General features: G+C 58.1%; 17 protein-coding genes, 3 tRNA genes and 3 rRNA genes. 10 read left to right on the top strand and 13 right to left on the bottom strand.

Going from position 1 to position 20,792, the window contains the following annotated elements; all coding sequences use genetic code 11:
- Positions 1-8: 8 nt before the first annotated feature.
- From SynA1562_RS02460 to ctpZ, 7 genes are all read right to left on the bottom strand, one after another.
- Positions 9-80, bottom strand: a tRNA-Thr gene (locus SynA1562_RS02460).
- The gene (locus SynA1562_RS02465; RefSeq protein ID WP_370593245.1) at positions 71-325 is read right to left on the bottom strand and encodes a response regulator transcription factor; all 255 of its coding nucleotides are present in this window, start codon (positions 323-325) and stop codon (positions 71-73) included. The genes SynA1562_RS02460 and SynA1562_RS02465 overlap by 10 nt, the downstream gene beginning before the upstream one ends.
- Entirely contained in the window at positions 322-630 is a 309-nt protein-coding gene (gene minE, locus SynA1562_RS02470) for a cell division topological specificity factor MinE (RefSeq protein WP_006851856.1), read from the bottom strand. Before minE ends, SynA1562_RS02465 begins: the two co-directional genes overlap by 4 nt.
- A 4-nt stretch (positions 631-634) precedes the next feature.
- Positions 635-1,447 (bottom strand): septum site-determining protein MinD, encoded by an 813-nt coding sequence (gene minD, locus SynA1562_RS02475; protein WP_006849989.1) that lies wholly within the window; start codon positions 1,445-1,447, stop codon positions 635-637.
- 56 nt (positions 1,448-1,503) lie between these two features.
- The gene (minC, locus tag SynA1562_RS02480) at positions 1,504-2,142 is read right to left on the bottom strand and encodes a septum site-determining protein MinC (protein WP_186495265.1); all 639 of its coding nucleotides are present in this window, start codon (positions 2,140-2,142) and stop codon (positions 1,504-1,506) included.
- A 7-nt stretch (positions 2,143-2,149) separates the two neighbouring features.
- Complete coding sequence (locus SynA1562_RS02485; RefSeq protein WP_186494615.1) at positions 2,150-3,415, bottom strand: HD domain-containing protein; 1,266 nt, start codon at positions 3,413-3,415, stop codon at positions 2,150-2,152.
- Complete coding sequence (gene ctpZ, locus SynA1562_RS02490) at positions 3,412-4,689, bottom strand: carboxyl-terminal processing protease CtpZ (protein ID WP_186494616.1); 1,278 nt, start codon at positions 4,687-4,689, stop codon at positions 3,412-3,414. The genes SynA1562_RS02485 and ctpZ overlap by 4 nt, the downstream gene beginning before the upstream one ends.
- Before the next feature lie 67 nt (positions 4,690-4,756).
- Between ctpZ and petB the strand changes: the two genes are divergently transcribed.
- A complete protein-coding gene (petB, locus tag SynA1562_RS02495; protein WP_011363493.1) occupies positions 4,757-5,413 on the top strand; it encodes a cytochrome b6 in 657 nt (218 codons plus the stop codon).
- A gap of 39 nt (positions 5,414-5,452) precedes the next feature.
- Positions 5,453-5,935: a cytochrome b6-f complex subunit IV gene (gene petD / locus SynA1562_RS02500; RefSeq protein WP_006851144.1), complete on the top strand. Its 483-nt coding sequence runs from the start codon at positions 5,453-5,455 to the stop codon at positions 5,933-5,935.
- 76 nt (positions 5,936-6,011) lie between these two features.
- Here petD and SynA1562_RS02505 read toward each other — a convergent pair whose 3' ends face one another.
- On the bottom strand, positions 6,012-7,469 hold the full coding sequence (locus SynA1562_RS02505; RefSeq protein ID WP_186494617.1) for a glycoside hydrolase 100 family protein: 1,458 nt from the start codon (positions 7,467-7,469) through the stop codon (positions 6,012-6,014).
- Positions 7,470-8,151: 682 nt separating this feature from the next.
- Between SynA1562_RS02505 and SynA1562_RS02510 the strand changes: the two genes are divergently transcribed.
- From SynA1562_RS02510 to rrf, 5 genes are all read left to right on the top strand, one after another.
- Positions 8,152-9,637, top strand: a 16S ribosomal RNA gene (locus tag SynA1562_RS02510).
- A gap of 184 nt (positions 9,638-9,821) precedes the next feature.
- A tRNA-Ile gene (locus SynA1562_RS02515) sits at positions 9,822-9,895 on the top strand.
- 9 nt (positions 9,896-9,904) lie between these two features.
- Positions 9,905-9,977 (top strand) — tRNA-Ala (locus SynA1562_RS02520).
- Between the two features lie 435 nt (positions 9,978-10,412).
- Positions 10,413-13,280 (top strand): 23S ribosomal RNA (locus SynA1562_RS02525).
- A gap of 110 nt (positions 13,281-13,390) precedes the next feature.
- Positions 13,391-13,507, top strand: a 5S ribosomal RNA gene (gene rrf / locus SynA1562_RS02530).
- The 16S, 23S and 5S rRNA genes sit together here with 2 tRNA genes alongside, the layout of an rRNA operon.
- 101 nt (positions 13,508-13,608) lie before the next feature.
- On the opposite strand, the gene mtnC is transcribed toward rrf, so the two are convergent.
- A complete protein-coding gene (mtnC, locus tag SynA1562_RS02535) occupies positions 13,609-14,358 on the bottom strand; it encodes an acireductone synthase (protein WP_186494618.1) in 750 nt (249 codons plus the stop codon).
- Positions 14,355-14,975 (bottom strand): methylthioribulose 1-phosphate dehydratase, encoded by a 621-nt coding sequence (mtnB, locus tag SynA1562_RS02540; RefSeq protein WP_370593274.1) that lies wholly within the window; start codon positions 14,973-14,975, stop codon positions 14,355-14,357. The genes mtnC and mtnB overlap by 4 nt, the downstream gene beginning before the upstream one ends.
- A 50-nt stretch (positions 14,976-15,025) precedes the next feature.
- On the opposite strand from mtnB, the gene mtnA reads away from it, so the two are divergent.
- Complete coding sequence (gene mtnA, locus SynA1562_RS02545) at positions 15,026-16,039, top strand: S-methyl-5-thioribose-1-phosphate isomerase (protein WP_186494620.1); 1,014 nt, start codon at positions 15,026-15,028, stop codon at positions 16,037-16,039.
- On the opposite strand, the gene SynA1562_RS02550 is transcribed toward mtnA, so the two are convergent.
- Entirely contained in the window at positions 16,030-16,866 is an 837-nt protein-coding gene (locus tag SynA1562_RS02550; protein ID WP_186494621.1) for a DNA-formamidopyrimidine glycosylase, read from the bottom strand. The two genes, mtnA and SynA1562_RS02550, sit on opposite strands and share 10 nt — an antisense overlap.
- A gap of 5 nt (positions 16,867-16,871) precedes the next feature.
- Positions 16,872-17,081 carry a photosystem I reaction center subunit IV gene (locus SynA1562_RS02555; RefSeq protein WP_006851563.1) on the bottom strand — a complete coding sequence of 70 codons (210 nt, stop codon included), beginning with the start codon at positions 17,079-17,081 and terminating at the stop codon, positions 16,872-16,874.
- A gap of 41 nt (positions 17,082-17,122) precedes the next feature.
- On the opposite strand from SynA1562_RS02555, the gene SynA1562_RS02560 reads away from it, so the two are divergent.
- Both SynA1562_RS02560 and SynA1562_RS02565 read left to right on the top strand, forming a co-directional pair.
- Positions 17,123-18,226, top strand: coding sequence for a hypothetical protein (locus tag SynA1562_RS02560; protein ID WP_370593246.1), 1,104 nt, complete (start codon positions 17,123-17,125; stop codon positions 18,224-18,226).
- Between the two features lie 69 nt (positions 18,227-18,295).
- Positions 18,296-19,756: an ATP-dependent DNA helicase RecQ gene (locus SynA1562_RS02565; RefSeq protein WP_186495266.1), complete on the top strand. Its 1,461-nt coding sequence runs from the start codon at positions 18,296-18,298 to the stop codon at positions 19,754-19,756.
- A gap of 6 nt (positions 19,757-19,762) precedes the next feature.
- Here SynA1562_RS02565 and SynA1562_RS02570 read toward each other — a convergent pair whose 3' ends face one another.
- Positions 19,763-20,788, bottom strand: a complete 1,026-nt coding sequence (locus SynA1562_RS02570) for a LysM peptidoglycan-binding domain-containing protein (protein WP_186494623.1) — start codon at positions 20,786-20,788, stop codon at positions 19,763-19,765.
- Positions 20,789-20,792 lie beyond the last annotated feature (4 nt).

Raw genomic sequence — 20,792 nt, forward strand, 5'->3', positions numbered from 1 at the left:
CCAGATCAAGCCGGCTAACGGATTTGAACCGATGACCTTCGCTTTACAAAAGCGCTGCTCTACCGCTGAGCTAAGCCGGCATGGGCTGCATCGTACCGGCTGCCAGGCTATTCAAGGCGGGGTCTCCATCCCTGATCAGCTCAAGCACCAGCTCGAGTCGATTGCGACAACCGCTTTTCCGGAGTGCCCTGCTGATGTGGCACTCAACGGTGCGATGACTGATCACCAACCGCTGGGCGATGGCGCGGTTGTTGAGGCCTTCGAGCAATAACAGCACCACCCGCCGTTCAGCGGGGGTGAGGAGGTTCTGGATTCGAGGTTTCAAGCTTGAGCAGGTTGCTGCTCAGAGGGTTCCACCTTTGCTGGTTGGGCGATGGGGCGACGGATCGGCAGGTTGGCCACCAGGGCGGTGACGCGGTCTTCCGTCTCGAGGCTCACATCACCTTCTGCGAGGTCGATCTCCACGTAGCGGGCCACCACTTCGAGAATCTCGCGGCGCATTTGTTCGAGCAGCTCCGGATTGAGGTCACTGCGGTCGTGGGCCAGCACCAACTGGAGCCGCTCTTTGGCTGTTTCTGCACTGGCGGGCTGACGGCGCAGGAGTTTGTCGATGAATTCCTTGAGTGTCATCGCCTCAGAAAATCCGGGTTTGCATCAGCTTGCGCATCCTGGCGCGGAGGCCGCGGCGGGCCTGGGAGGGGTCCATCAGAGGAATGTCTTCACCCTGAAGCCGTTGGGCGATGTTGCCGTAGGCCTGGGCCGCTGGGGACGACGAATCACTCAGGGTCAAGGGTTCACCACGGTTGGTGCTCACGATCACCTGTTCGTCCTCAAAAACAAGCCCCAGAAGAGGTAACGCCAGGATGTCGGTGACGTCGTCCACCGAAAGCATTTCCTGGTTCGACATCATCTTTGGCCGCACCCTGTTGAGCACGAGCTGCACTGGCTGCACGCCCTGGGTGTTCAGAAGCCCGATCACTCGATCAGCATCCCGCACGGCGGCCACTTCCGGGGTGGTGATCACCACTGCTTCTCGGGCTGCGGCCGCGGCATTTTTGAATCCGTCTTCAATGCCTGCCGGGCAGTCAATCAACACGTAATCGAACTGGCGTTCCAGCAGAGCAACGATGGCCTGCATGTCCTTGGGCTTGAGCCACTCGAGCATCCGAGGGTTGCCCGCAGGGAGCAGGGCCAGGTTTGGCTCCTGCTTGTGCTTCACCAGGGCTTGCTCAAGCCGGCAGGTCTCGGCCAGCACCTCCTGGGCGGTGTAAACGATGCGGTTCTCCAGGCCCAGGAGCAGATCGAGGTTCCTCAGGCCGAAGTCGGCGTCCAGAACCACGGTCTTGGCACCTTGGCGGGCAAGGGCGATCCCAAGGTTTGCCGTGGTCGTTGTTTTTCCGACACCGCCCTTGCCAGAACAGATGAGGATGGTTCGGGTCGTCGACACCAGGGTTCTGCTTTGGTGCGGCCAGAATAATCTGGCTTTTGGGCCTGACAACGCCGTCAGCGTTTTTGAAAGCTCTGGATGACGGCGGGTTCAATGGCGATCACGCCATCCTTGAGCTCGGCCTGTTCTGCCAAACCTGCCTGGGGCAGATCCTCGGGGCCTCGGGCGACAACGTCAGCAATCCTGAGTTGCAGAGGCCGCAGCTGAAGGGCAACGATTTTCGCGGATGTTGACCCCTCACATCCGGCATGGGCCACGCCCCGCAGGCGACCCCACACCAAAACATCAGCCGTTGAACTGATCCGCGCTCCGGGATTCACATCGCCATAGAGCAGGATGGTGCGCTCGCTTTGGAGATGGTCGCCGGAGCGCAGGGTGCCGTGGTGAAACAACAGCTCGGAAGGGGCCGTCGGCACAGGATTGGGCTGGAGTTCACGGGTGGACGGCGTGTTGGACCGGCTTGCGTCCAGTCCCATGGCTGCAGCACTCACGACGGTTTCGGCTGCCCTGCCGGTGATGCGTCCGAGTTGATGGCCTGCCTCGCTGACGGCAGCGCACAAATCAGCGAGGTCGCTGCAGTTCAGGATCCAGTCCCCGCAATCGAGATCAACGATCGGTTGGGAACACCTGCTCAGCAGATCAGGCAAACGATCCCTCCAGTGATCAAGGCGCTGGTCGGGAAGCCTCAAGGTCATGGCTGCTTCACGCTGCTGCTGCTCGGGGCCATTCAACGTCCATTTCCTGCCTGAGTTCGGCACTAATGTCACGTGGGTGAATCAACCAGGAGATTGCCGCCGGGGTCGCCAGACTGGCGACCAGGGGAGAGGCTTTCTCCAGGGCTTGGAGCTGTTGTCCGTCCCAGAGGCGCAAGCCACCTCGATAGGGGTGGTATCCGCGCAGCTGCTGATGACGCAGTCCGCAGCACAGCTCAGGGTCGTGGCCATGACGATCGGCCAGGCGCCTGGCTGTCGCAAGCAATTGCAGTTGATCAGCAGGAGACAGATGCTCGACGGCCGTTGCTTTCAGCAGGCGTCGATCCAGAAAACGCCCACTCAGTTCAGCCAGGGCCGCCGGCGCTTCGGCTTGCCAACGCTGAAGGTGGTAGCCGGTGCGTTGGTCATCGTTGGCGAGGAAGTCTTCTAACCGGATCTGGTCTGGCTGCCAGAGCCAGCTGGCCATCACCTCATCAGCCCACACCTGCTCAGGCCCCAGTTGTCGTGCTCTCTGGATCAGCTTCTCCAGCAGCCAGTTGCACACCACATTCAGCCGGTGGTTGTAGACGCTCCTGTACATCAGGTTCCTCACCACCAGGTAGTGCTCCACAGCCATCAGACCTTTGGGATGAATGGCCATGTCCCCGTCAGGGGCAAGGGTCAGGGCTCCCAGGATGCGGTCGAGATCGAGCTGCCCGTAGCGCGTTCCGGTGCTGTAGCTGTCGCGCAGGAGGTAATCCAGTCGGTCGCAATCCAGCTGACTGCTGACCAGATGTTTGATCAGGGGGTGAGGGCTGCGTCCATGTTCCAGCAGGTTCGCCACCGCCTCAGCCGTCCCGGATTCGTGGCTCTCCAGACAGTCGCGGATCTCTGGGTGATGCCGGATCACCCGCGCCGACCACGCTTCATGGCGCAGGCCAAACATCTCTTCGCCGGTGTGGCTGAGGGGGCCATGGCCAATGTCATGGAGCAAAGCAGCTCCGTAGAGGAGCCCCCGGTACGTCTCCAACTCGGGTGCCAACGGCAGCATCCGCTCAAATGCACGGCGTGCCAGATGAAAGACTCCCAGCGAGTGGGTGAATCGACTGGATTCAGCGCTGTGGAAGGTGAGGTAGGCCGGACCCAGCTGGCGGATGCGACGCAGGCGCTGGAATGGCGCCGTGTCCACCAGGTCCATCACCATTCCCTCGGCTGGGGCTTGGCGGTCCAAACCAATGCCGCGGTGCAGAGGGTCGTGATAAGTCCGCTGACTCATGCCTCGGTGTCGTCAGCGGGTTGTTCCAGCAGGGCCTCCATCCATTGCTCGGCTTCCGAGAGCCAGCGATCACCGTCACCGCCGGGATTCAGGGGTTCCGGATCTGACAACCCACGATCCGGTGCGATGCCTTCTCCTTGGATGTCGCGTCCACTCGGCGTTACGTAGCCGGCGACTGTCACGGCGAGGCCGCTGCCGTCACTGAGGTTGGTCAACGTTTGAATCAGCCCTTTACCAAAGGTCTGGCCTCCGAGCAGAGTGGCGCGTTCGTTGTCCTGAAGGGCGCCAGCCAGAATTTCACTCGCACTGGCCGTCCCTCCATTCACGAGGGTGACCATCGGTCCGTCGTACACCGTCTGGAGACTGGCCTGGATGGTGTCATTGATCCCCTCGCGGTTCCGGGTTTCAACGATGGCGTCACCGGAAAGGAAGTCGTCGGCTACCGCCAATCCAGCACTCACCAATCCGCCTGAGTTGTTGCGGAGGTCGAGCACCAATCCTTCGATCTCTTTGTTCTGCAGTTCTGTAAGGGCTTCTTTCACCTGTTCGGGAACTCCTTCGCTGAACTGGGTGATCCGCAGATAGCCAAGGGTGTGACTGCCGCTGCGCAAGCGTCTTGTGCGCACCGGCCTGAGGTCCACGCTGCGGCGTTCCAGGGTCAGCTCGTTTGTTTCTCCGCTGCCCCTGTCCAGCGTCAGCACCACCTGAGATCCAACGTCTCCCCGAAGTGCTGCAACGGTTCCCTCAAGTCCCAGATCCACCACGGCCCGGCCATCAACAGACAGCAACTGCGTGCCACTGGTGATCTCTGCCTCGCCGGCAGGTGAACCCTCGAGGGCCGAAATCACCACAACGCCATTGCTGCTTTCATCGGGCCCGAGTTGCAAGCCCACACCGCTGAGGCTGCCGTTGGTGCTGTTTTTCAGCGCCGTGTAGTCCGCTGGACGAAGCAGCCGGGTGTAAGGGTCGCCCAGCTGAGCCAGCATCGATTCGATGGCCGCATAGGCGTCGTCACTGCTCTCGATGCTGCGTTCCATGGCCTTCTGCCGTTGACGCTTCCAACGCACCGCATCGAGTTGTTCTGGGTTCCAAAAGCCCTGGTTCACAAGCCTCCAGCTGTCCACCACGAGCTGTTGTGTGTCGCTAAGTGCAACAGCAGTGCAGGCGCTGCCCAGCACCAAAAAGCAGCAAAGAGCCGCTGCGATCAGTTGCCTCAGCGTCCGAAAACCTCTGCGCCGCAGCCAGTCTGAAAGATCGTTAACAGTTGGATACATCGCGGTGGGTTCGCCTCAGTGGCAGAAGCGTGCTCAGTAGACTTTCGCAACTCGAGCCCGCTTGTGCATGGCGAACTCATCACCGGTTTACGACTGGTTCCAGGAACGTCTGGAAATCCAGGACATTGCTGACGACATCGGTTCCAAGTACGTCCCCCCCCACGTCAACATTTTCTATTGCCTGGGGGGCATCACGTTGGTGTGCTTCCTGATCCAGTTCGCGACTGGGTTCGCGATGACCTTCTATTACAAGCCCACTGTTGCTGAGGCTTACAAGTCGGTCGAATACCTGATGACCGACGTCAGCTTTGGTTGGCTGATTCGCTCGGTTCACCGCTGGAGCGCATCAATGATGGTGCTGATGCTCATTCTTCACGTGTTCCGCGTGTACCTCACCGGCGGCTTCAAGCGTCCTCGTGAGCTCACCTGGGTCACCGGCGTGACCATGGCCGTGATCACCGTCTCCTTCGGCGTTACCGGATACTCCCTTCCCTGGGATCAGGTTGGTTACTGGGCTGTGAAGATCGTTTCTGGCGTCCCTGCTGCAATTCCCGTGGTCGGCGACTTCATGGTTGAGCTGCTTCGCGGTGGCGAAAGTGTCGGACAGGCCACTCTCACCCGCTTCTACAGCCTTCACACCTTTGTGATGCCGTGGCTCCTGGCGGTGTTCATGCTCATGCACTTCCTGATGATCAGGAAGCAGGGCATTTCTGGTCCCTTGTGATCTGCGTTCCTACTGTTCCCTCAACACCTGGACTAAACGATGCACATTCTCAAGAAGCCTGATCTCTCCGATCCCAAGATGCGGGCCAAGCTCGCCAAGGGCATGGGTCACAACTACTACGGAGAGCCTGCCTGGCCCAACGATCTCCTCTACATCTTCCCGGTGGTGATCCTTGGCACCATCGCCTGTGTGGTGGGTCTGGCCGTTCTGGATCCAGCCATGCTGGCCGATAAGGCTGATCCCTTCGCCACCCCTCTGGAAATTCTTCCTGAGTGGTACCTCTATCCCGTCTTCCAGATCCTTCGGGTTGTTCCCAACAAGCTCCTGGGTATTGCTCTGCAAACTCTGGTTCCCCTGGGCCTGATGCTCGTCCCCTTCATTGAGAGCTTCAACAAGTTTCAGAACCCTTTCCGCCGTCCTGTGGCGATGACCGTGTTCCTGACCGGAACCTTGGTCACCATCTATCTCGGTATTGGTGCAGCACTCCCGATCGACAAGTCCCTCACCCTCGGACTGTTCTGATCACTCGCTTGCGCGCATTGCATGGACCCCGGCTCGTTGAGTCGGGGTTTTTTTATGCGATGGCTTTGGTGGTTGGTCAGTGACCCATCGATTCGTCGAGGTTGAGCATCAACACGTCGTCTGGGTTGACGTGGAGAAAGTGGTGCATCAGCAGAAAGCCAACGATGGTCCAGGTTTGATACGTACGTGACTGTTGCCCAACCCAGGTTCCCGTGGGGCCGTCGAAATATTCAGCCCATTGCTGACGGGGCAGCTGGTTGAGGTGGCTCCAGTAGCACTCGTCCAACAGAGTTTTCATCTGTCCCATCAGCAACACGTCGGCCTGGGGATTCAGGCGTTCGTGCAGAAGGATGGACGCTCCAAAAAACCAGAGCAGGCTCGGCCAGTGGCCTCCGTTGTGATAGCTCCAGGGCCAGTTTTTGGGGTCGGAACCCGTTTTGTTCTCCCATTCCACGCCCTCCATGGGGGGGTGACAGATGCGCATCGGCATCTGGGCCATCAGGTGATCCCGGTTGTGCAGCACCAGTCGGAACAGGGCCCGTTGCTGTGGTGCAGTCAGCAACCCGAACAGTGATGCCAGGGAATTCCCCAAGGAGTAGAAGCGAAAATCCGGTCGTCCGGTTCGCATGTTCCCGATCATGTAACCGCCACGGTTCTCCAGCCAGTCCTGCAACCAGTCGGGGATGACCTGGGGTTGAACGTTGAACTCGTTGTGGTGCTGGTTTTCGCCGTATTGCTCCGTTGGCCGTCGCCGAAGCACTTGCATTGTTTTGCTGGTCACCCAGTAGTGCTTCAGCAGGAACTGCCGCAAGTCATGGGTCCATTGCCTGCTTAGCCGCAGTCGTTCCGCCAGAAGAACGCTGTTCTCATGGCGTTGGCAGAGTTCCATCAGCCCAACGCAACTGCGCAACGCTGCGAAAAGCAGCACCTCCACCTCCAGTGGAGCGCCCCACACATCCATGGGGCGGTCAATCATGAAGGCGCAGTCGGGAACGAACAGCACTGGTGTGCCTTCGAAGCTGGGGTGAAGAACCAGATCCAGCAGCAGTTGCAACCCCCGTTGCACTTCCGGACTGCGACCGAAGTCGACGTCCCCACTGCGCTTGACGTAAATCCAGCAGAGAATCGGCCACCAGAGGCTTGCATCCACCGAGGTGATTCGACCAATCGAGCGTTGGCCGTAGTCCGCAACCAGTTCTCCCTCTTCCTCCACAAAACTGGTGGGGAAGACACCGCGGGTTTGAACGTTGGTGCTTTGGAGCTCAAGGCTGACGCTCAGGAACTGCTTCACGATGGCGAAGCGCCCTTCCAGCATCAGGTAGATCATCACTGGAACGTTGTCCCGCAGGAAGATTTCGCCGTAGTTGAGGGCGTCGTCAGAGCGGCGATGTTCCATCGCGGCAACGCTGCCGGCGAGTTCCCCTTGAACGCCAATCAGCGTGGCTTCGAAGTGTTCCCGTGCTTTTTGCAGCACCTGCCCTTCATTTGAGTTGGGGCGGAAGCGCTGGCTTTGTTCGGTGAAACGCGTTGGCATCGCGGTGTCCTCCAACTGAAACGTAGTTCTGGCAATGGGTTTCGCCAGTGGAAGCAACCCTTCAGATCTTCAGTCGGCCTTGCCATTGCGTGAGCGGCAGTTGTGGTGTTATGGTTTTGTCTTGCGCGGGAGCCGAGAGGCGAGCGCGCAAGCCGAAGCGCTGAAGGCGAAAGTCTTGATGTGTCTGAGGCGGCTTACGAGACCAAGAAGGAGCGATCCCACGGTGTTGTAAGTTCTTCAAGCGGTCGCGAGAGGCCGCGATGACCAACCAACCGATCTCCTGAAAGGGAGTGAGGAACAGTTTGGTCGCACCTGGACAATTGAAAAGTTTAGGAACTGACGCTTTCATCGCGTTTGGTTCTGAGCCGAACCGAGAGGTGAGGTGAGGGACCGAATGAAAGAGCGATGAAGGTGTGAGGTCCCGTCAAAAAATTTCGTTGCGAAGAAGCAATTCGCTGCAACGGGAGGGTTTTCACGAGCTCTCTTGTTGCCGGTGTGCGGATTGTGGAGCAACAACCGGATCTGAGATCCCGGAAAGTCATTGACAGAGAAATCTAGAGATGCACTCTTAAGAACCCTTTTGTGTCAGCGAAAGGAGGCCTCAACTGTTGCCAGTTTTCACTGAGCAATGGGTGACGCAAATCATTTTGAGGACGTGAAAACGTCTAAGAGGAAATGATCTACAACGGAGAGTTTGATCCTGGCTCAGGATGAACGCTGGCGGCGTGCTTAACACATGCAAGTCGAACGAACCTTCGGGTTAGTGGCGGACGGGTGAGTAACGCGTGAGAATCTGCCCTCAGGAGGGGGACAACAGCTGGAAACGGCTGCTAATACCCCATATGCCGCGAGGTGAAACGAATTTCGCCTGAGGATGAGCTCGCGTCTGATTAGCTAGTTGGTGTAGGTAATGGCTCACCAAGGCATCGATCAGTAGCTGGTCTGAGAGGATGATCAGCCACACTGGGACTGAGACACGGCCCAGACTCCTACGGGAGGCAGCAGTGGGGAATTTTCCGCAATGGGCGAAAGCCTGACGGAGCAACGCCGCGTGAGGGATGAAGGCCTCTGGGCTGTAAACCTCTTTTATCAAGGAAGAAGATCTGACGGTACTTGATGAATAAGCCACGGCTAATTCCGTGCCAGCAGCCGCGGTAATACGGGAGTGGCAAGCGTTATCCGGAATTATTGGGCGTAAAGCGTCCGCAGGCGGCCCTTCAAGTCTGCTGTTAAAAAGTGGAGCTTAACTCCATCATGGCAGTGGAAACTGTTGGGCTTGAGTGTGGTAGGGGCAGAGGGAATTCCCGGTGTAGCGGTGAAATGCGTAGATATCGGGAAGAACACCAGTGGCGAAGGCGCTCTGCTGGGCCATCACTGACGCTCATGGACGAAAGCCAGGGGAGCGAAAGGGATTAGATACCCCTGTAGTCCTGGCCGTAAACGATGAACACTAGGTGTCGGGGGAATCGACCCCCTCGGTGTCGTAGCCAACGCGTTAAGTGTTCCGCCTGGGGAGTACGCACGCAAGTGTGAAACTCAAAGGAATTGACGGGGGCCCGCACAAGCGGTGGAGTATGTGGTTTAATTCGATGCAACGCGAAGAACCTTACCAGGGTTTGACATCCTGCGAATCTCTTGGAAACAGGAGAGTGCCTTCGGGAACGCAGTGACAGGTGGTGCATGGCTGTCGTCAGCTCGTGTCGTGAGATGTTGGGTTAAGTCCCGCAACGAGCGCAACCCACGTCTTTAGTTGCCAGCATTTAGTTGGGCACTCTAGAGAGACTGCCGGTGATAAACCGGAGGAAGGTGTGGATGACGTCAAGTCATCATGCCCCTTACATCCTGGGCTACACACGTACTACAATGCTACGGACAAAGGGCTGCAAGTTCGCGAGGACAAGCAAATCCCATAAACCGTGGCTCAGTTCAGATCGTAGGCTGCAACTCGCCTACGTGAAGGCGGAATCGCTAGTAATCGCAGGTCAGCATACTGCGGTGAATACGTTCCCGGGCCTTGTACACACCGCCCGTCACACCATGGAAGTTGGCCACGCCCGAAGCCGTTACTCCAACCCTTGTGGAGGAGGACGTCGAAGGTGGGGCTGATGACTGGGGTGAAGTCGTAACAAGGTATCCGTACCGGAAGGTGCGGATGGATCACCTCCTAACAGGGAGACAACACAATGATTTTGATGCCTGAGTGCTTTTATTCTTAGGCCGAAATCCTGTCACCTTAGGTCGATCGGTACCTCAGCTTTGAAATTAAGGATCAGCAGCAATGTTGATTGCTTGATGGAGATTTTCAGTTCCTAAACTTTGTCTAGGTCACACCCCAAAAGGGATGAGACTCCTGGGCCATTAGCTCAGGTGGTTAGAGCGCACCCCTGATAAGGGTGAGGTCCCTGGTTCAAGTCCAGGATGGCCCATTCGGTGTTGGGGGTTTAGCTCAGTTGGTAGAGCGCCTGCTTTGCAAGCAGGATGTCAGGAGTTCGAGTCTCCTAACCTCCACTGACCGAACTTGATTCCCATCTCCAATTTTTTGGAGTTTAGCTCGATTGGAGTGTGATTTAGATGTGTCCGCTGGATGACCCCAGCTTCCTGTCATTCCAAGTTTTAGATTTTAAGTCTTGAATTTGGTTGATAAGATGCTGGGCTCGGATCAAATGATCAAGCAATTGATGATTTGATTTGAAGTTCTAGCAGAACCTTGACAACTGCATAGGTGAAGTCTGGAAAAACAAAGCATCTTACAGATGCATTGTTTTGAATCTGATCTTCTGAAAGGGAGATTGGATCTAGAACAATGAAAATTCTTTTGAGCAAGAGCCGAGACTCTTAAATGTTCTTTGATTCGTGTCGAGCGAATCAGAGTTTGATCTTGTTTTTAGCAATAAAAACTTGAGAATCTGCTTTCAACGGCGGTAAGCGTTTAGGAGGTTAATTGGTCAAGCTACAAAGGGCTCACGGCGGATACCTTGGCACACAGAGGCGATGAAGGACGTGGTTACCTGCGATAAGTCTCGGGGAGCTGGAAGCACGCTTTGATCCGGGAATTTCCGAATGGGGCAACCCTTAATACGGCCAGCTGAATCCATAGGCTGGCACGAGCCAACCCAGCGAACTGAAACATCTTAGTAGCTGGAGGAAAGGAAAGTAAAAACGACTCCCTAAGTAGCGGCGAGCGAACGGGGAAGAGCCTAAACCGATACTTTCGAGTATCGGGGTTGTGGGACAGCAACGTGTATCAGGGAGGTTAGGAGAAGTGCTTGAATGGCACGCCACAGAGGGTGAAAGCCCCGTAACCGAAAACTGAACTGAGCTAGCTGTATCCCGAGTAGCACGGAGCACGTGAAATTCCGTGTGAATCCGCGAGGACCACCTCGTAAGGCTAAGTACTACTGTGTGACCGATAGCGAAACAGTACCGCGAGGGAAAGGTGAAAAGAACCCCGGGAGGGGAGTGAAATAGAACATGAAACCGTGAGCCTACAAGCAATGGGAGCCCTACTTATAGGGTGACCGTGTGCCTGTTGAAGAATGAGCCGGCGACTTATAGGCACTGGCGGGTTAAACCGGAAATGGTGGAGCCATAGCGAAAGCGAGTCTGAATAGGGCGTTTGTCAGTGTTTATAGACCCGAACCCGGGTGATCTAACCATGGCCAGGATGAAGCTTGGGTGATACCAAGTGGAGGTCCGAACCGACTGACGTTGAAAAGTCAGCGGATGAGCTGTGGTTAGGGGTGAAATGCCAATCGAACCCGGAGCTAGCTGGTTCTCCCCGAAATACGTTGAGGCGTAGCGTCTCGTGCTCCAGCAGGGGGGTAAAGCCACCATTTCGGTGCGGGCTGCGAGAGCGGTACCAAATCGAGATGAACTCTGAATACCCTGTGTGTAGCGAGGCAGTCAGACTGTGGGGGATAAGCTCCATGGTCGAGAGGGAAACAGCCCAGACCGCCAGCTAAGGTCCCCAAATCAACACTAAGTGATAAAGGAGGTGGGATTGCATAGACAACCAGGAGGTTTGCCTAGAAGCAGCCATCCTCAAAGGAGTGCGTAATAGCTCACTGGTCGAGCGATCCTGCGCCGAAAATGAACGGGGCTAAGTGTTGTACCGAAGCTGCGGATTTATATGGTAGGGGAGCGTTCTATGTGGGGCGAAGCGTTAGCGTGAGCGGGCGTGGACTGCATAGAAGTGAGAATGTCGGCTTGAGTAGCGAAAACATGGGTGAGAATCCCATGCACCGAAACCCTAAGGGTTCCTCCGGCAGGCTCGTCCGCGGAGGGTTAGTCTGGACCTAAGGCGAGGCCGAAAGGCGTAGTCGATGGATAACAGGTCAACATTCCTGTACCGGTCATGTTTTGGGAAGAGGGACGGAGAAGGCTAGCCAAGCCAGATGTTGGTTACTGGTTCAAGCGTTCGAGGCGTTGAGGAGCGGTGAAAACGTTCCGAGCTGAGGCGTGAGTACGAGCTGCTACGGCAGCGAAGTTGGTGACGTCAAGCTTCCAAGAAAAGCTCTATACCCGTTAAGGCATGACTGCCAGTACCCGAAACCGACACAGGTGGGGTGGTAGAGAATACCGAGGTGCGCGAGGTAACTCTCTCTAAGGAACTCGGCAAAATGGCCCCGTAACTTCGGGAGAAGGGGTGCCACCGCAAGGTGGTCGCAGTGAAGAGGCCCTGGCGACTGTTTACCAAAAACACAGGTCTCCGCTAAGTCGCAAGACGATGTATGGGGGCTGACGCCTGCCCAGTGCCGGAAGGTTAAGGAAGCCGGTCAGCGTAAGCGAAGCTGGCGACTGAAGCCCCGGTGAACGGCGGCCGTAACTATAACGGTCCTAAGGTAGCGAAATTCCTTGTCGGGTAAGTTCCGACCCGCACGAAAGGCGTAACGATCAGGGCGCTGTCTCGGAGAGAGGCTCGGCGAAATAGAATTGTCTGTGAAGATGCGGACTACGTACACCTGGACAGAAAGACCCTATGAAGCTTTACTGTAGCTTGGTATTGTGCCCGGGCTCTGAATGCGCAGGATAGGTGGGAGACGTTGATCTCATGGTTGCGGCTATGAGTTAGTCACTGGTGAGATACCACTCTTTCAGAGCTAGGGTTCTAACGTTCACCCGTTATCCGGGGAGCGGACAGTATCAGGTGGGCAGTTTGACTGGGGCGGTCGCCTCCTAAAAGGTAACGGAGGCGCACAAAGGTTTCCTCAGGCTGGTTGGAAATCAGCTGACGAGTGCAAAAGCAGAAGGAAGCTTGACTGTGAGACCTACAAGTCGAACAGGGACGAAAGTCGGTTTTAGTGATCCGACGGTTCTGAGTGGAAGGGCCGTCGCTCAACGGATAAAAGTTACTCTAGGGATAACAGGCTGATCTCCCCCAAGAGTTCACATCGACGGGGAGGTTTGGCACCTCGATGTCGGCTCATCGCAACCTGGGGCTGAAGTCGGTCCCAAGGGTTGGGCTGTTCGCCCATTAAAGCGGTACGCGAGCTGGGTTCAGAACGTCGTGAGACAGTTCGGTCCATATCCGGTGTACGCGCAGGAACATTGAGAGGATTTCTCCCTAGTACGAGAGGACCGGGAGGAACGCACCTCTGGTGTACCAGTTATCGTGCCAACGGTAAACGCTGGGTAGCCATGTGCGGAGTGGATAACCGCTGAAAGCATCTAAGTGGGAAGCCCACCTCAAGATGAGTGTTCCCATGGGGTAACCCAGTAAGGTCACGGGAAGAACACCCGTTGATAGGCTCTACGTGGAAGTCCAGTAATGGATGCAGCGGAGGAGTACTAATAGACCGAGGGCTTGACCAACATTTTGGTTCTTGCCTGAAGACTCATTTCTTTGTTTGATTCAGACGTGCAGCATTTGCTGCAGATCCTATGCAGTTCTCAGGGTTCACCCCTTGAGAATGTTTATCTATCCTGGTGTCCATGGCGGTGTGGTCCCACTCCGATCCATCCCGAACTCGGTTGTGAAACGCATCAGCGGCGACGATATTTGGGGGGTAGCCCCCTGAGAAAATAGCTCGATGCCAGGTAAAACATTCTCTTAATAGGTTGATGATGTGCTGATTGCAGAAGCAATCACCATCACCACCCACGAAGAAGCCACCTCGTCTTGAGGTGGCTTTTTTGTTGGCTATTGGTTTGTTGTTAGGAGAGCACTTACCTCGCGGAGTGATTGAACCACCGTGTGATCCCGTGGGTCACGGTCGGGATTGCCATCGCGAAGGCTGAAGAGAGTGTGCATTCCTGCCAAGCGAGCGGAATCGCATTCAGCTCCGTTGTCACTCACAAACCAAATGTGATTGGGCAGGCTGTGGAGCTGCTCGGCGATTGTTGTATAACTCTCCGTGGATTTTTTAGGGCCTGTATGTGTGTCAAACCAGTGACTGAAAAGATCTTCTAAATCACCATTTGAGCTGTGTCTGTAAAGCAGTTTCTGAGCTTGAACGCTGCCCGACGAATACACGGATAGCGTCAATCCTTGTTCGTGCCATTGGTGCAGGCATTCCGCAGTTTCTGGAAACAGTTGAGATTTGAGATCGCCATTGTTATAGCCGTATTCCCAGATTTTTCCTTGCAGGTCTTTGAGTGCTGTTGATTTTCTGTCAATGCCAATCAGGTGTTTGAGGTATTGAATTAACCCGTCAACTTCCCTTGTCTTGCCCTGCATGACTTGTTGTTTGATCTTCATGCTTTCGGCGGATTGGTCATCCAGCCATTCTTTCCTGGCCGCTTGGATGGGCTTGTTGTGAGGGCTTTTGACCCAGTGTTGTGTGATGTATCTACTCAGTTCTTTCTTGGCGAAGGGAAATAAAACGTCGCTGACAAAGCTCACTGGGCATGTCGTTCCCTCGATGTCGAGCAGTAGATGTTGTTGATTCATCGTTGATCTCCGATCTGCATTTGAGTCAATTTCACATTCAAAAGAAATTCCAGGATTTCCAGATGTCGTTTGCTCGCATCCAGGTCAGCCCCCCACGCGTAAAGGCCATGCCCGGCCACGAGAAAACCGCACGGAGCGGTTTCCAGAAAGGGCGCGATGGCATCGCACAGCTCCTGCATAGACTGACTGTTGCTGATCACGGGGATGGTGATCCTGCAGGCGTGGGTGTTGATTCCAGCCAGACCTTTAAGCATTTCCCAGCCCTCTAAGGCAATCCCTCCTGTGGTCTCGTAATGGCGGGACAACACCGTTCCGGGGACGGAATGGGTGTGCAGCACAGCTCCTGCCTGAGTCGCTTCAACAATGCGCAGATGCAACGCTGTTTCGGCACTGGCTTTTCCCTTGCTCGTTAAAACCCTGCCCTGCCCATCCACAACAATCAGCTGATCGGCAGGTAACTGCCCCTTGTCCACACCACTGGGTGCCATGAGCAACTCCAGGGGCTGATGTTGCAGCACAACGCTGAAGTTCCCTCCAGTGCCATCGCACCAGCCGCGTCGGTGGATGCCTCGCATCACCTCAGTCAATTGTTCGCGCTGGGTTTGGTTTGCGGTCACAATCCGCTTCTCCCTCCGTCTTCTATACAGGACACAGAGGCCCACGTGCATTGACGCTTCCCCCCAGTTGCCGCTGGAGCGGTGATCACCTGGAGTTGCTGGACCAGCGACAACTTCCCGGTGCTGTGGTCTTCATGCAATTGCACCGATGGCAGGAGGTTGCTGAGGCGATTTCCTCCATGGCTGTGCGCGGCGCACCCGCGATTGGTATCGCGGCGGCCTGGGGGGTTGTCTTGGCTGCACGCTCCGGTGATGACCTCCCCACTGCCATCCGAGGCCTGCGTGCATCACGGCCAACCGCCGTCAACCTTGGCTGGGCCCTCAATCGGATGCAGGCGGCCATGGGTTCCGCCGCCCCAGTTGATGTTGAAGCGCTCGCCGGCGTGGCCGCTGCGCTTCAGCGTGAGGATTGTGTTCTGACCCAGCGGCTGGTGGATCACGGCGTTTCCCTGTTGGCTCAGGGCTGCCGGGTCTTGCATCACTGCCACACGGGGGCGATCGCTACGGGTGGCGTTGGTACCGCCCTCGGTGTGATTGCAACTGCCCATGCACGTGGCCTGCTTCGTCATGCCTGGCTGGATGAAACGCGTCCACGCTTGCAAGGTGCTGCTCTTTCTGCCTGGGAATTGGGCTGTCTCGGGGTTCCCTGCACCGTGCTTGTTGACGGTGCAAGCGGACTGCTGATGCGCCGAGGTGAGGTGGATGCCGTGATGGTGGGCTGTGACCGTGTTGCTGCCAATGGCGATGTTGCCAACAAGATCGGCACCTACAACTTGGCGCTCGTGGCCCGAGCCCATGGCATCCCCTTTTACGTCTGTGCCCCTGGCAGCAGCATTGATCGTGCGACGGTTGATGGGGACGCGATCACCATTGAGGAACGCGATGCAGAGGAGATCACCCACGTGCGGGGCATGGATGTCGCGGCTCCCGGGGCCCAGGTTTGGAATCCTGCCTTCGACATCACCCCGGCTCATCTGGTGACGGGCTTCATCACCGAGTTCGGCGTGCTTCGTCCTCCCTATCGAGAGGTTCTTACGGCGCTTCCGCTGCCCAATCAGCTTTGACAGGACGGGCACCAGTGTGTGCTTCGGCCGGACAGTTTCTCTCTTTGAATGGCCGTTCCACAGCTGCGGCAGGGTTCCCCTCCACGCCGGTAGACCCAGGCCTGGCCGCCGTAGTTGCCATTCACCCCCTCGAGATCGCGGAAATCACTGAAGGTGGTGCCACCGGCTCCAATGCTGATGGTCAGCACATTGACCAGGGCATCTCGCAACCTCTCCAGTTGTTGGAGATTCAGCTGCCCTGCTGGCGTGAAGGGGGCGATGCCTGATGCGAAAAGGGATTCATCCGCGTAGATGTTGCCCGCCCCGGCCACCAGGGCTTGGTCCAAGAGCGCTGTTTTGATCGGTCGGCTGCTGCCCTTGAGTTTCTGCTTCAGATAACTGGCGGAGAAGTCGGCGCTGAAGGGTTCAGGGCCGAGCCGCGTTAAGCCTGTGATCACCTCTTCAATCGCCTGACCCGGAGGCACCCACCACATTTCTCCGAAGCTGCGCACATCCACAAAGCGCAACTCCTGCTCTTTCGAGTTCCAGAGGCGAACACGGGTGTGTTTGCACGGTTCTGAGGGCTGCTCATGCCATTGGAACTGGCCGGTCATGCGTAGATGAACACCCCAAACACCGCCTTCGGGCTCAAGGGCGGCCATCAGATACTTCCCTCTGCGCTGCCACTGCCCCACCGTTGTGTCGCAGAGGCCAGTAACAAAGTCCTCGGGACCTCCAGGGCTGGCAATCGCCCTTGGTCTGCAGACTTCAACCTGCGCAATTTTGAAGTCGACAAGACGGTCTGCCAGTCCCCGGCGGACCGTCTCGACTTCAGGAAGTTCAGGCAACGGCCTCAGGCCGGCTCGAGCTCAGCTTCAGCAAAATTGTTGGTGTTAATGCCACCGTCAACGCCTTGCAGGCCGCTGTAGTTGACCTTCTCGAAGCGAACGACAACGGGGTAGCGGATTCCCGAGGTGTCGATGGAGGCAACGGTGCCAACTTCGTTGAACCAGTAGGACTCAGGACGCTTGATGCGCACCTTGGCGCCGCGGGTGATCGCCATCGCTGGGCATAAGGAGATGCAATCGGAGCGTATCTCGTGGAATGGATGGTGATGACCGCTGCGTCACAGAATGTCGTCCCTTCGTTGTCGGCGTCCCTTTGACCAGTTCCATCGCCCTTGATCCAGATCCGTCGCTGCTCCAGCTGGATTTGCCGGACCCGGAGCAGGACGACATCAGCACGATGGAATTTCTGGCCCGCCTCGAACAGGCCTGGGCCGTCTGCGATCGCTTTGATCTCCAGACCGAGATCTGGCGTGGTCGCATCCTCCGCGCTGTGCGGGACAAGGAAAAGCGCGGTGGTGAAGCCCGGGGCGCCGGATTTCTGCAGTGGCTGCGGGAGCGGGAAATCAGCAAGACCCGCGCCTACGGCTTGATTCAACTGGCGGAATCCGCCGACAGCATGCTCAGCGACGGCACCCTGGAAGAGAGCAGCGTCAATCAATTCTCCAAGCGGGCCTTCATGGAAACCGCCCAGGCGGTTCCTGAAGTGCAGCTGATGATTTCTGAGGCTGCCAACGAGGGGCAGGAAATCACCCGCAAGCAGGTGCGCCGCCTCACGGATGAATTCACGGCAGCAACGAGCCCTTTGCTGCCGGAGGAAATTCGTCAGCGCACCCAGGAGAACCTTCTGCCACCCCGTGCGGTGGCTCCCTTGGTGCGGGAATTGGCCAAGCTGCCTGAGCCGCAGCAGGAAGATCTGCGCAAGGTGCTCCGCGATGAGCCCGAACTCGATCGGATCAAGGACGTCACCAGCACAGCGCGCTGGATCACCAAGGCAACCGAGTCGGGTGTTGCCGTGCGGGCCTTCCAGCAGGGGGAACTGGATCTTGACCGCGCCATGCAGGAGGCCCAGCGCCTGGACGCCCTTGGCTTGCTGGCCGATGCGGTGGGCCAGGCCCAGGCCCTTGAGTCTGCGGTGTTGAAGCTGCACACCTCCTGGCGGCGCTTGGGGGGGCTCCAGGAGCGGCTTTGGGTTGAAAGCGGAAGCAGCACGCCTTACCTCCGCGATGTGCTCAATGCCCTGCAGACCCTCAGCGGCGCCACCATGCGGGTGTCGTTGGGAGAGTTGGCGGGCGGCAAACGGGTGCGGCTCCAGCTGGTGGAGGAGTCCCCCGATCAATTGGATCCCCCGCCGCTGGCCTGACACCAGATCTTGTGCTCGATAATCTGAAGCCCCCACATCTGGTGTGTTCTGGCTTCGCTCGAGCGTGCACTGCAGACCCACTTCGGTTGGGATGGCTTCCGCCCCGGGCAACGGCCCGTGGTGGACGCCGTGCTGGCCGGCAGGGACGCGCTTGCGGTGCTGCCCACCGGTGGTGGCAAATCGCTCTGTTATCAGCTGCCGGCCCTGGTGCGTGAGGGCCTGGTGGTGGTGATCTCACCATTGGTGGCACTGATGGAGGACCAGGTGATGGCCCTGCAGCGACGGGGAATCGCTGCGGCCTGCCTGCATGCCGGACTCGAGCCCGCCCGACGCCAGCAGGCTTTGGAGCAGCTGCGGGACGCCACACTGCGCCTGCTCTACATCGCGCCGGAACGACTCCAGGGTGAGCAGACAAGGCTGATGCTGGATCGTCATGCCACGGAGGGGCGACTGGTGGCCCTGGCGGTGGATGAAGCCCATTGCATCAGTGCCTGGGGGCATGACTTCCGCCCCGATTACCGCCGCCTTGGCCAGATCCGCAGCCTCTGCCCGGGAGTGCCGATGCTGGCCCTCAGCGCGACTGCAGCTCCAAGGGTGAGGGCCGACATCATTCGCCTGCTGGATCTGCGTCGCCCGCTCGTGCAGGTGAGTTCGGCCCGCCGGGACAACCTTCACTACACGATGCAGCGGCGGCCCAGGGATCCCATGCCTCAGGTGTTGGAGGCACTGGAGATGTCCCGTGGTGCTGCGCTGATCTATGCCCGCACCCGTCGTTCCGTGGAGCAGTGGGCGGAACGTCTCAGTGATCAAGGGGTTGCAGCAACGCCGTATCACGCCGGCTTGGATCCGGAGACCCGCCAGCAGGCTCTGAAGCTGTTTCTCGAGCACGAGCGACCTGTGCTGGTGGCGACGGTGGCCTTCGGCATGGGCGTTGACCGTGGCGATGTGGGCTTGGTGCTTCATCTCGATCTGCCGGCCACGCCCGAGGGCTATCTGCAGGAATCGGGCCGCGCCGGCCGAGATGGCAAGCCCGCCCATTGCCAGGTGCTGTTTTCGCCGGGTGATCGCACCAGCCTTGGCTGGGCCATGCAGGCTTCTGCCCGGGGCAGTAACGCCCTGGAGGACCGTCGCCGCCTGGACCTGGCGCAGCAGCAGCTGCGGCGCATGGAGGCCGTCGCGGAGGGTGAGATGTGCCGTGAACAGGCGTTGCTGCTTGCGGTTGGCGAGTTGGTCGGTCCCTGTGGTCGCTGCGATCGCTGCATGGAGTCCCCCAAACGACGCGACTGGTCAGCCCAGGTGGAAACGCTCCTGGCCCATCTGGCCGAGCAGGACGGCACGGAGATGCGTCGCCTCGGAGAGCACCTGGCCCTGCATGAGCCCGGACGCCACGACCGCTGGACCTGGTTGGCCCGTCGGCTCGTTCAGGAGGAGCTGATCCAGGAAAGCAACGACGGTGCTCAGCGGCTTTATCTTCGCGAAAGCGGCCGGAGATTCCTCGATTCGCCCTGGCCGCTTGATTACGCCGCCTGATTCAGATCAGGCCTTGGTCTGACAACGGTCCTTCACCAGGTCTTGTTCGAAGCGGTTGTTCGGCGCTTCCCAGGTTTTCCAGCTTCCGTCGGAACCGGTGGCATTGATCTTTTTGGCGGAACAGTTCACAGCCAGGTACAGAGCCTGCCCCTGGGCATTGAGGGTGGGCACCACTTGACTGCCACCCATGGCCTGCCAGTTGCCCCAGTCCACCTGAAGGGGGCCATAGGTGCGCCAGTCAGCCGACTTGGCCAGGGTCTGCTGGGGCTTCGCAGCCTCGACCGGTTTGGCCTTGGCCACGGGTTTTTTGACCTGAACCGGTTTCGTTTGCACTGCCTTGGTTTGGACGGGTGTCGTCTTGGCTTGAGCCGTGGGCTGCACCGTCACAACCGGTCTGCCGGCGGTGACTGACGGTTCCGTTGTGGCGGGCTGCGCTTGGGTAGTGGAGGGTGTCTGGAAGGAGGGATCCGTCAGATACAGGCGCGTGCCCACCTCCACTTTGTTGGGGTCGCTCAGCTGGTTGATGCTGATCAGGCTGGCCACCGGCAGTTTGTAGGCCTTGGCGATTTGCGTGAGGGTCTGCCCTTTGGCAACGGTGTGTTCTGTGGCTCCTGGGATTGGGGTCACAGCCACCGGTTTGAAGGCCGGACGGGGCATCACGGCGTTGCTGGGGAGTCGCAGGGTCTGGCCAACCTCAACGTGGTTGGCATTGCGCAGGTTGTTGAGGGCCATCAGGTCGCGACTGCGGACCTGGTATTGGCTGGCAATGCTGCTGAGGGTTTCACCGCTGTTGACGCGATGGCGGCCGGAGCCTGCTGTCACCGTGGGTCCTGGCACCTGCAGGCGGCTCCCGGCTTGAACAAGGTCTGGGTTGCGGATCCCATTCATCCGCATCAGGGTGCCGACGCTCACCCCGTAGCGGTCGGCGATATCCGAAAGCGTCTCCCCGGATCGCACCTTCACCGAGGCAGCCGTGGCTGACAGGGGGAACCAGGCCGTCAGCAGCAGGGCGGCAAGAGCGGTACGGCGCATTTGT

Origin of the sequence: Synechococcus sp. A15-62 (assembly GCF_014280075.1) — a bacterium.
Classification (GTDB): domain Bacteria; phylum Cyanobacteriota; class Cyanobacteriia; order PCC-6307; family Cyanobiaceae; genus Parasynechococcus.

Excerpts from the sequence above, each read along its gene's own strand:
- minE (WP_006851856.1), bottom strand. The coding sequence starts at position 630 with ATGACACTCAAGGAATTCATCGACAAACTCCTGCGCCGTCAGCCCGCC.
- minC (WP_186495265.1), bottom strand. The coding sequence starts at position 2,142 with ATGACCTTGAGGCTTCCCGACCAGCGCCTTGATCACTGGAGGGATCGT.
- SynA1562_RS02485 (WP_186494615.1), bottom strand. The coding sequence starts at position 3,415 with ATGAGTCAGCGGACTTATCACGACCCTCTGCACCGCGGCATTGGTTTG.
- ctpZ (WP_186494616.1), bottom strand. The coding sequence starts at position 4,689 with ATGTATCCAACTGTTAACGATCTTTCAGACTGGCTGCGGCGCAGAGGT.
- petB (WP_011363493.1), top strand. The coding sequence starts at position 4,757 with ATGGCGAACTCATCACCGGTTTACGACTGGTTCCAGGAACGTCTGGAA.
- petD (WP_006851144.1), top strand. The coding sequence starts at position 5,453 with ATGCACATTCTCAAGAAGCCTGATCTCTCCGATCCCAAGATGCGGGCC.
- SynA1562_RS02505 (WP_186494617.1), bottom strand. The coding sequence starts at position 7,469 with ATGCCAACGCGTTTCACCGAACAAAGCCAGCGCTTCCGCCCCAACTCA.
- mtnC (WP_186494618.1), bottom strand. The coding sequence starts at position 14,358 with ATGAATCAACAACATCTACTGCTCGACATCGAGGGAACGACATGCCCA.
- SynA1562_RS02555 (WP_006851563.1), bottom strand. The coding sequence starts at position 17,081 with ATGGCGATCACCCGCGGCGCCAAGGTGCGCATCAAGCGTCCTGAGTCC.
- SynA1562_RS02560 (WP_370593246.1), top strand. The coding sequence starts at position 17,123 with ATGGATGGTGATGACCGCTGCGTCACAGAATGTCGTCCCTTCGTTGTC.
- SynA1562_RS02570 (WP_186494623.1), bottom strand. The coding sequence starts at position 20,788 with ATGCGCCGTACCGCTCTTGCCGCCCTGCTGCTGACGGCCTGGTTCCCC.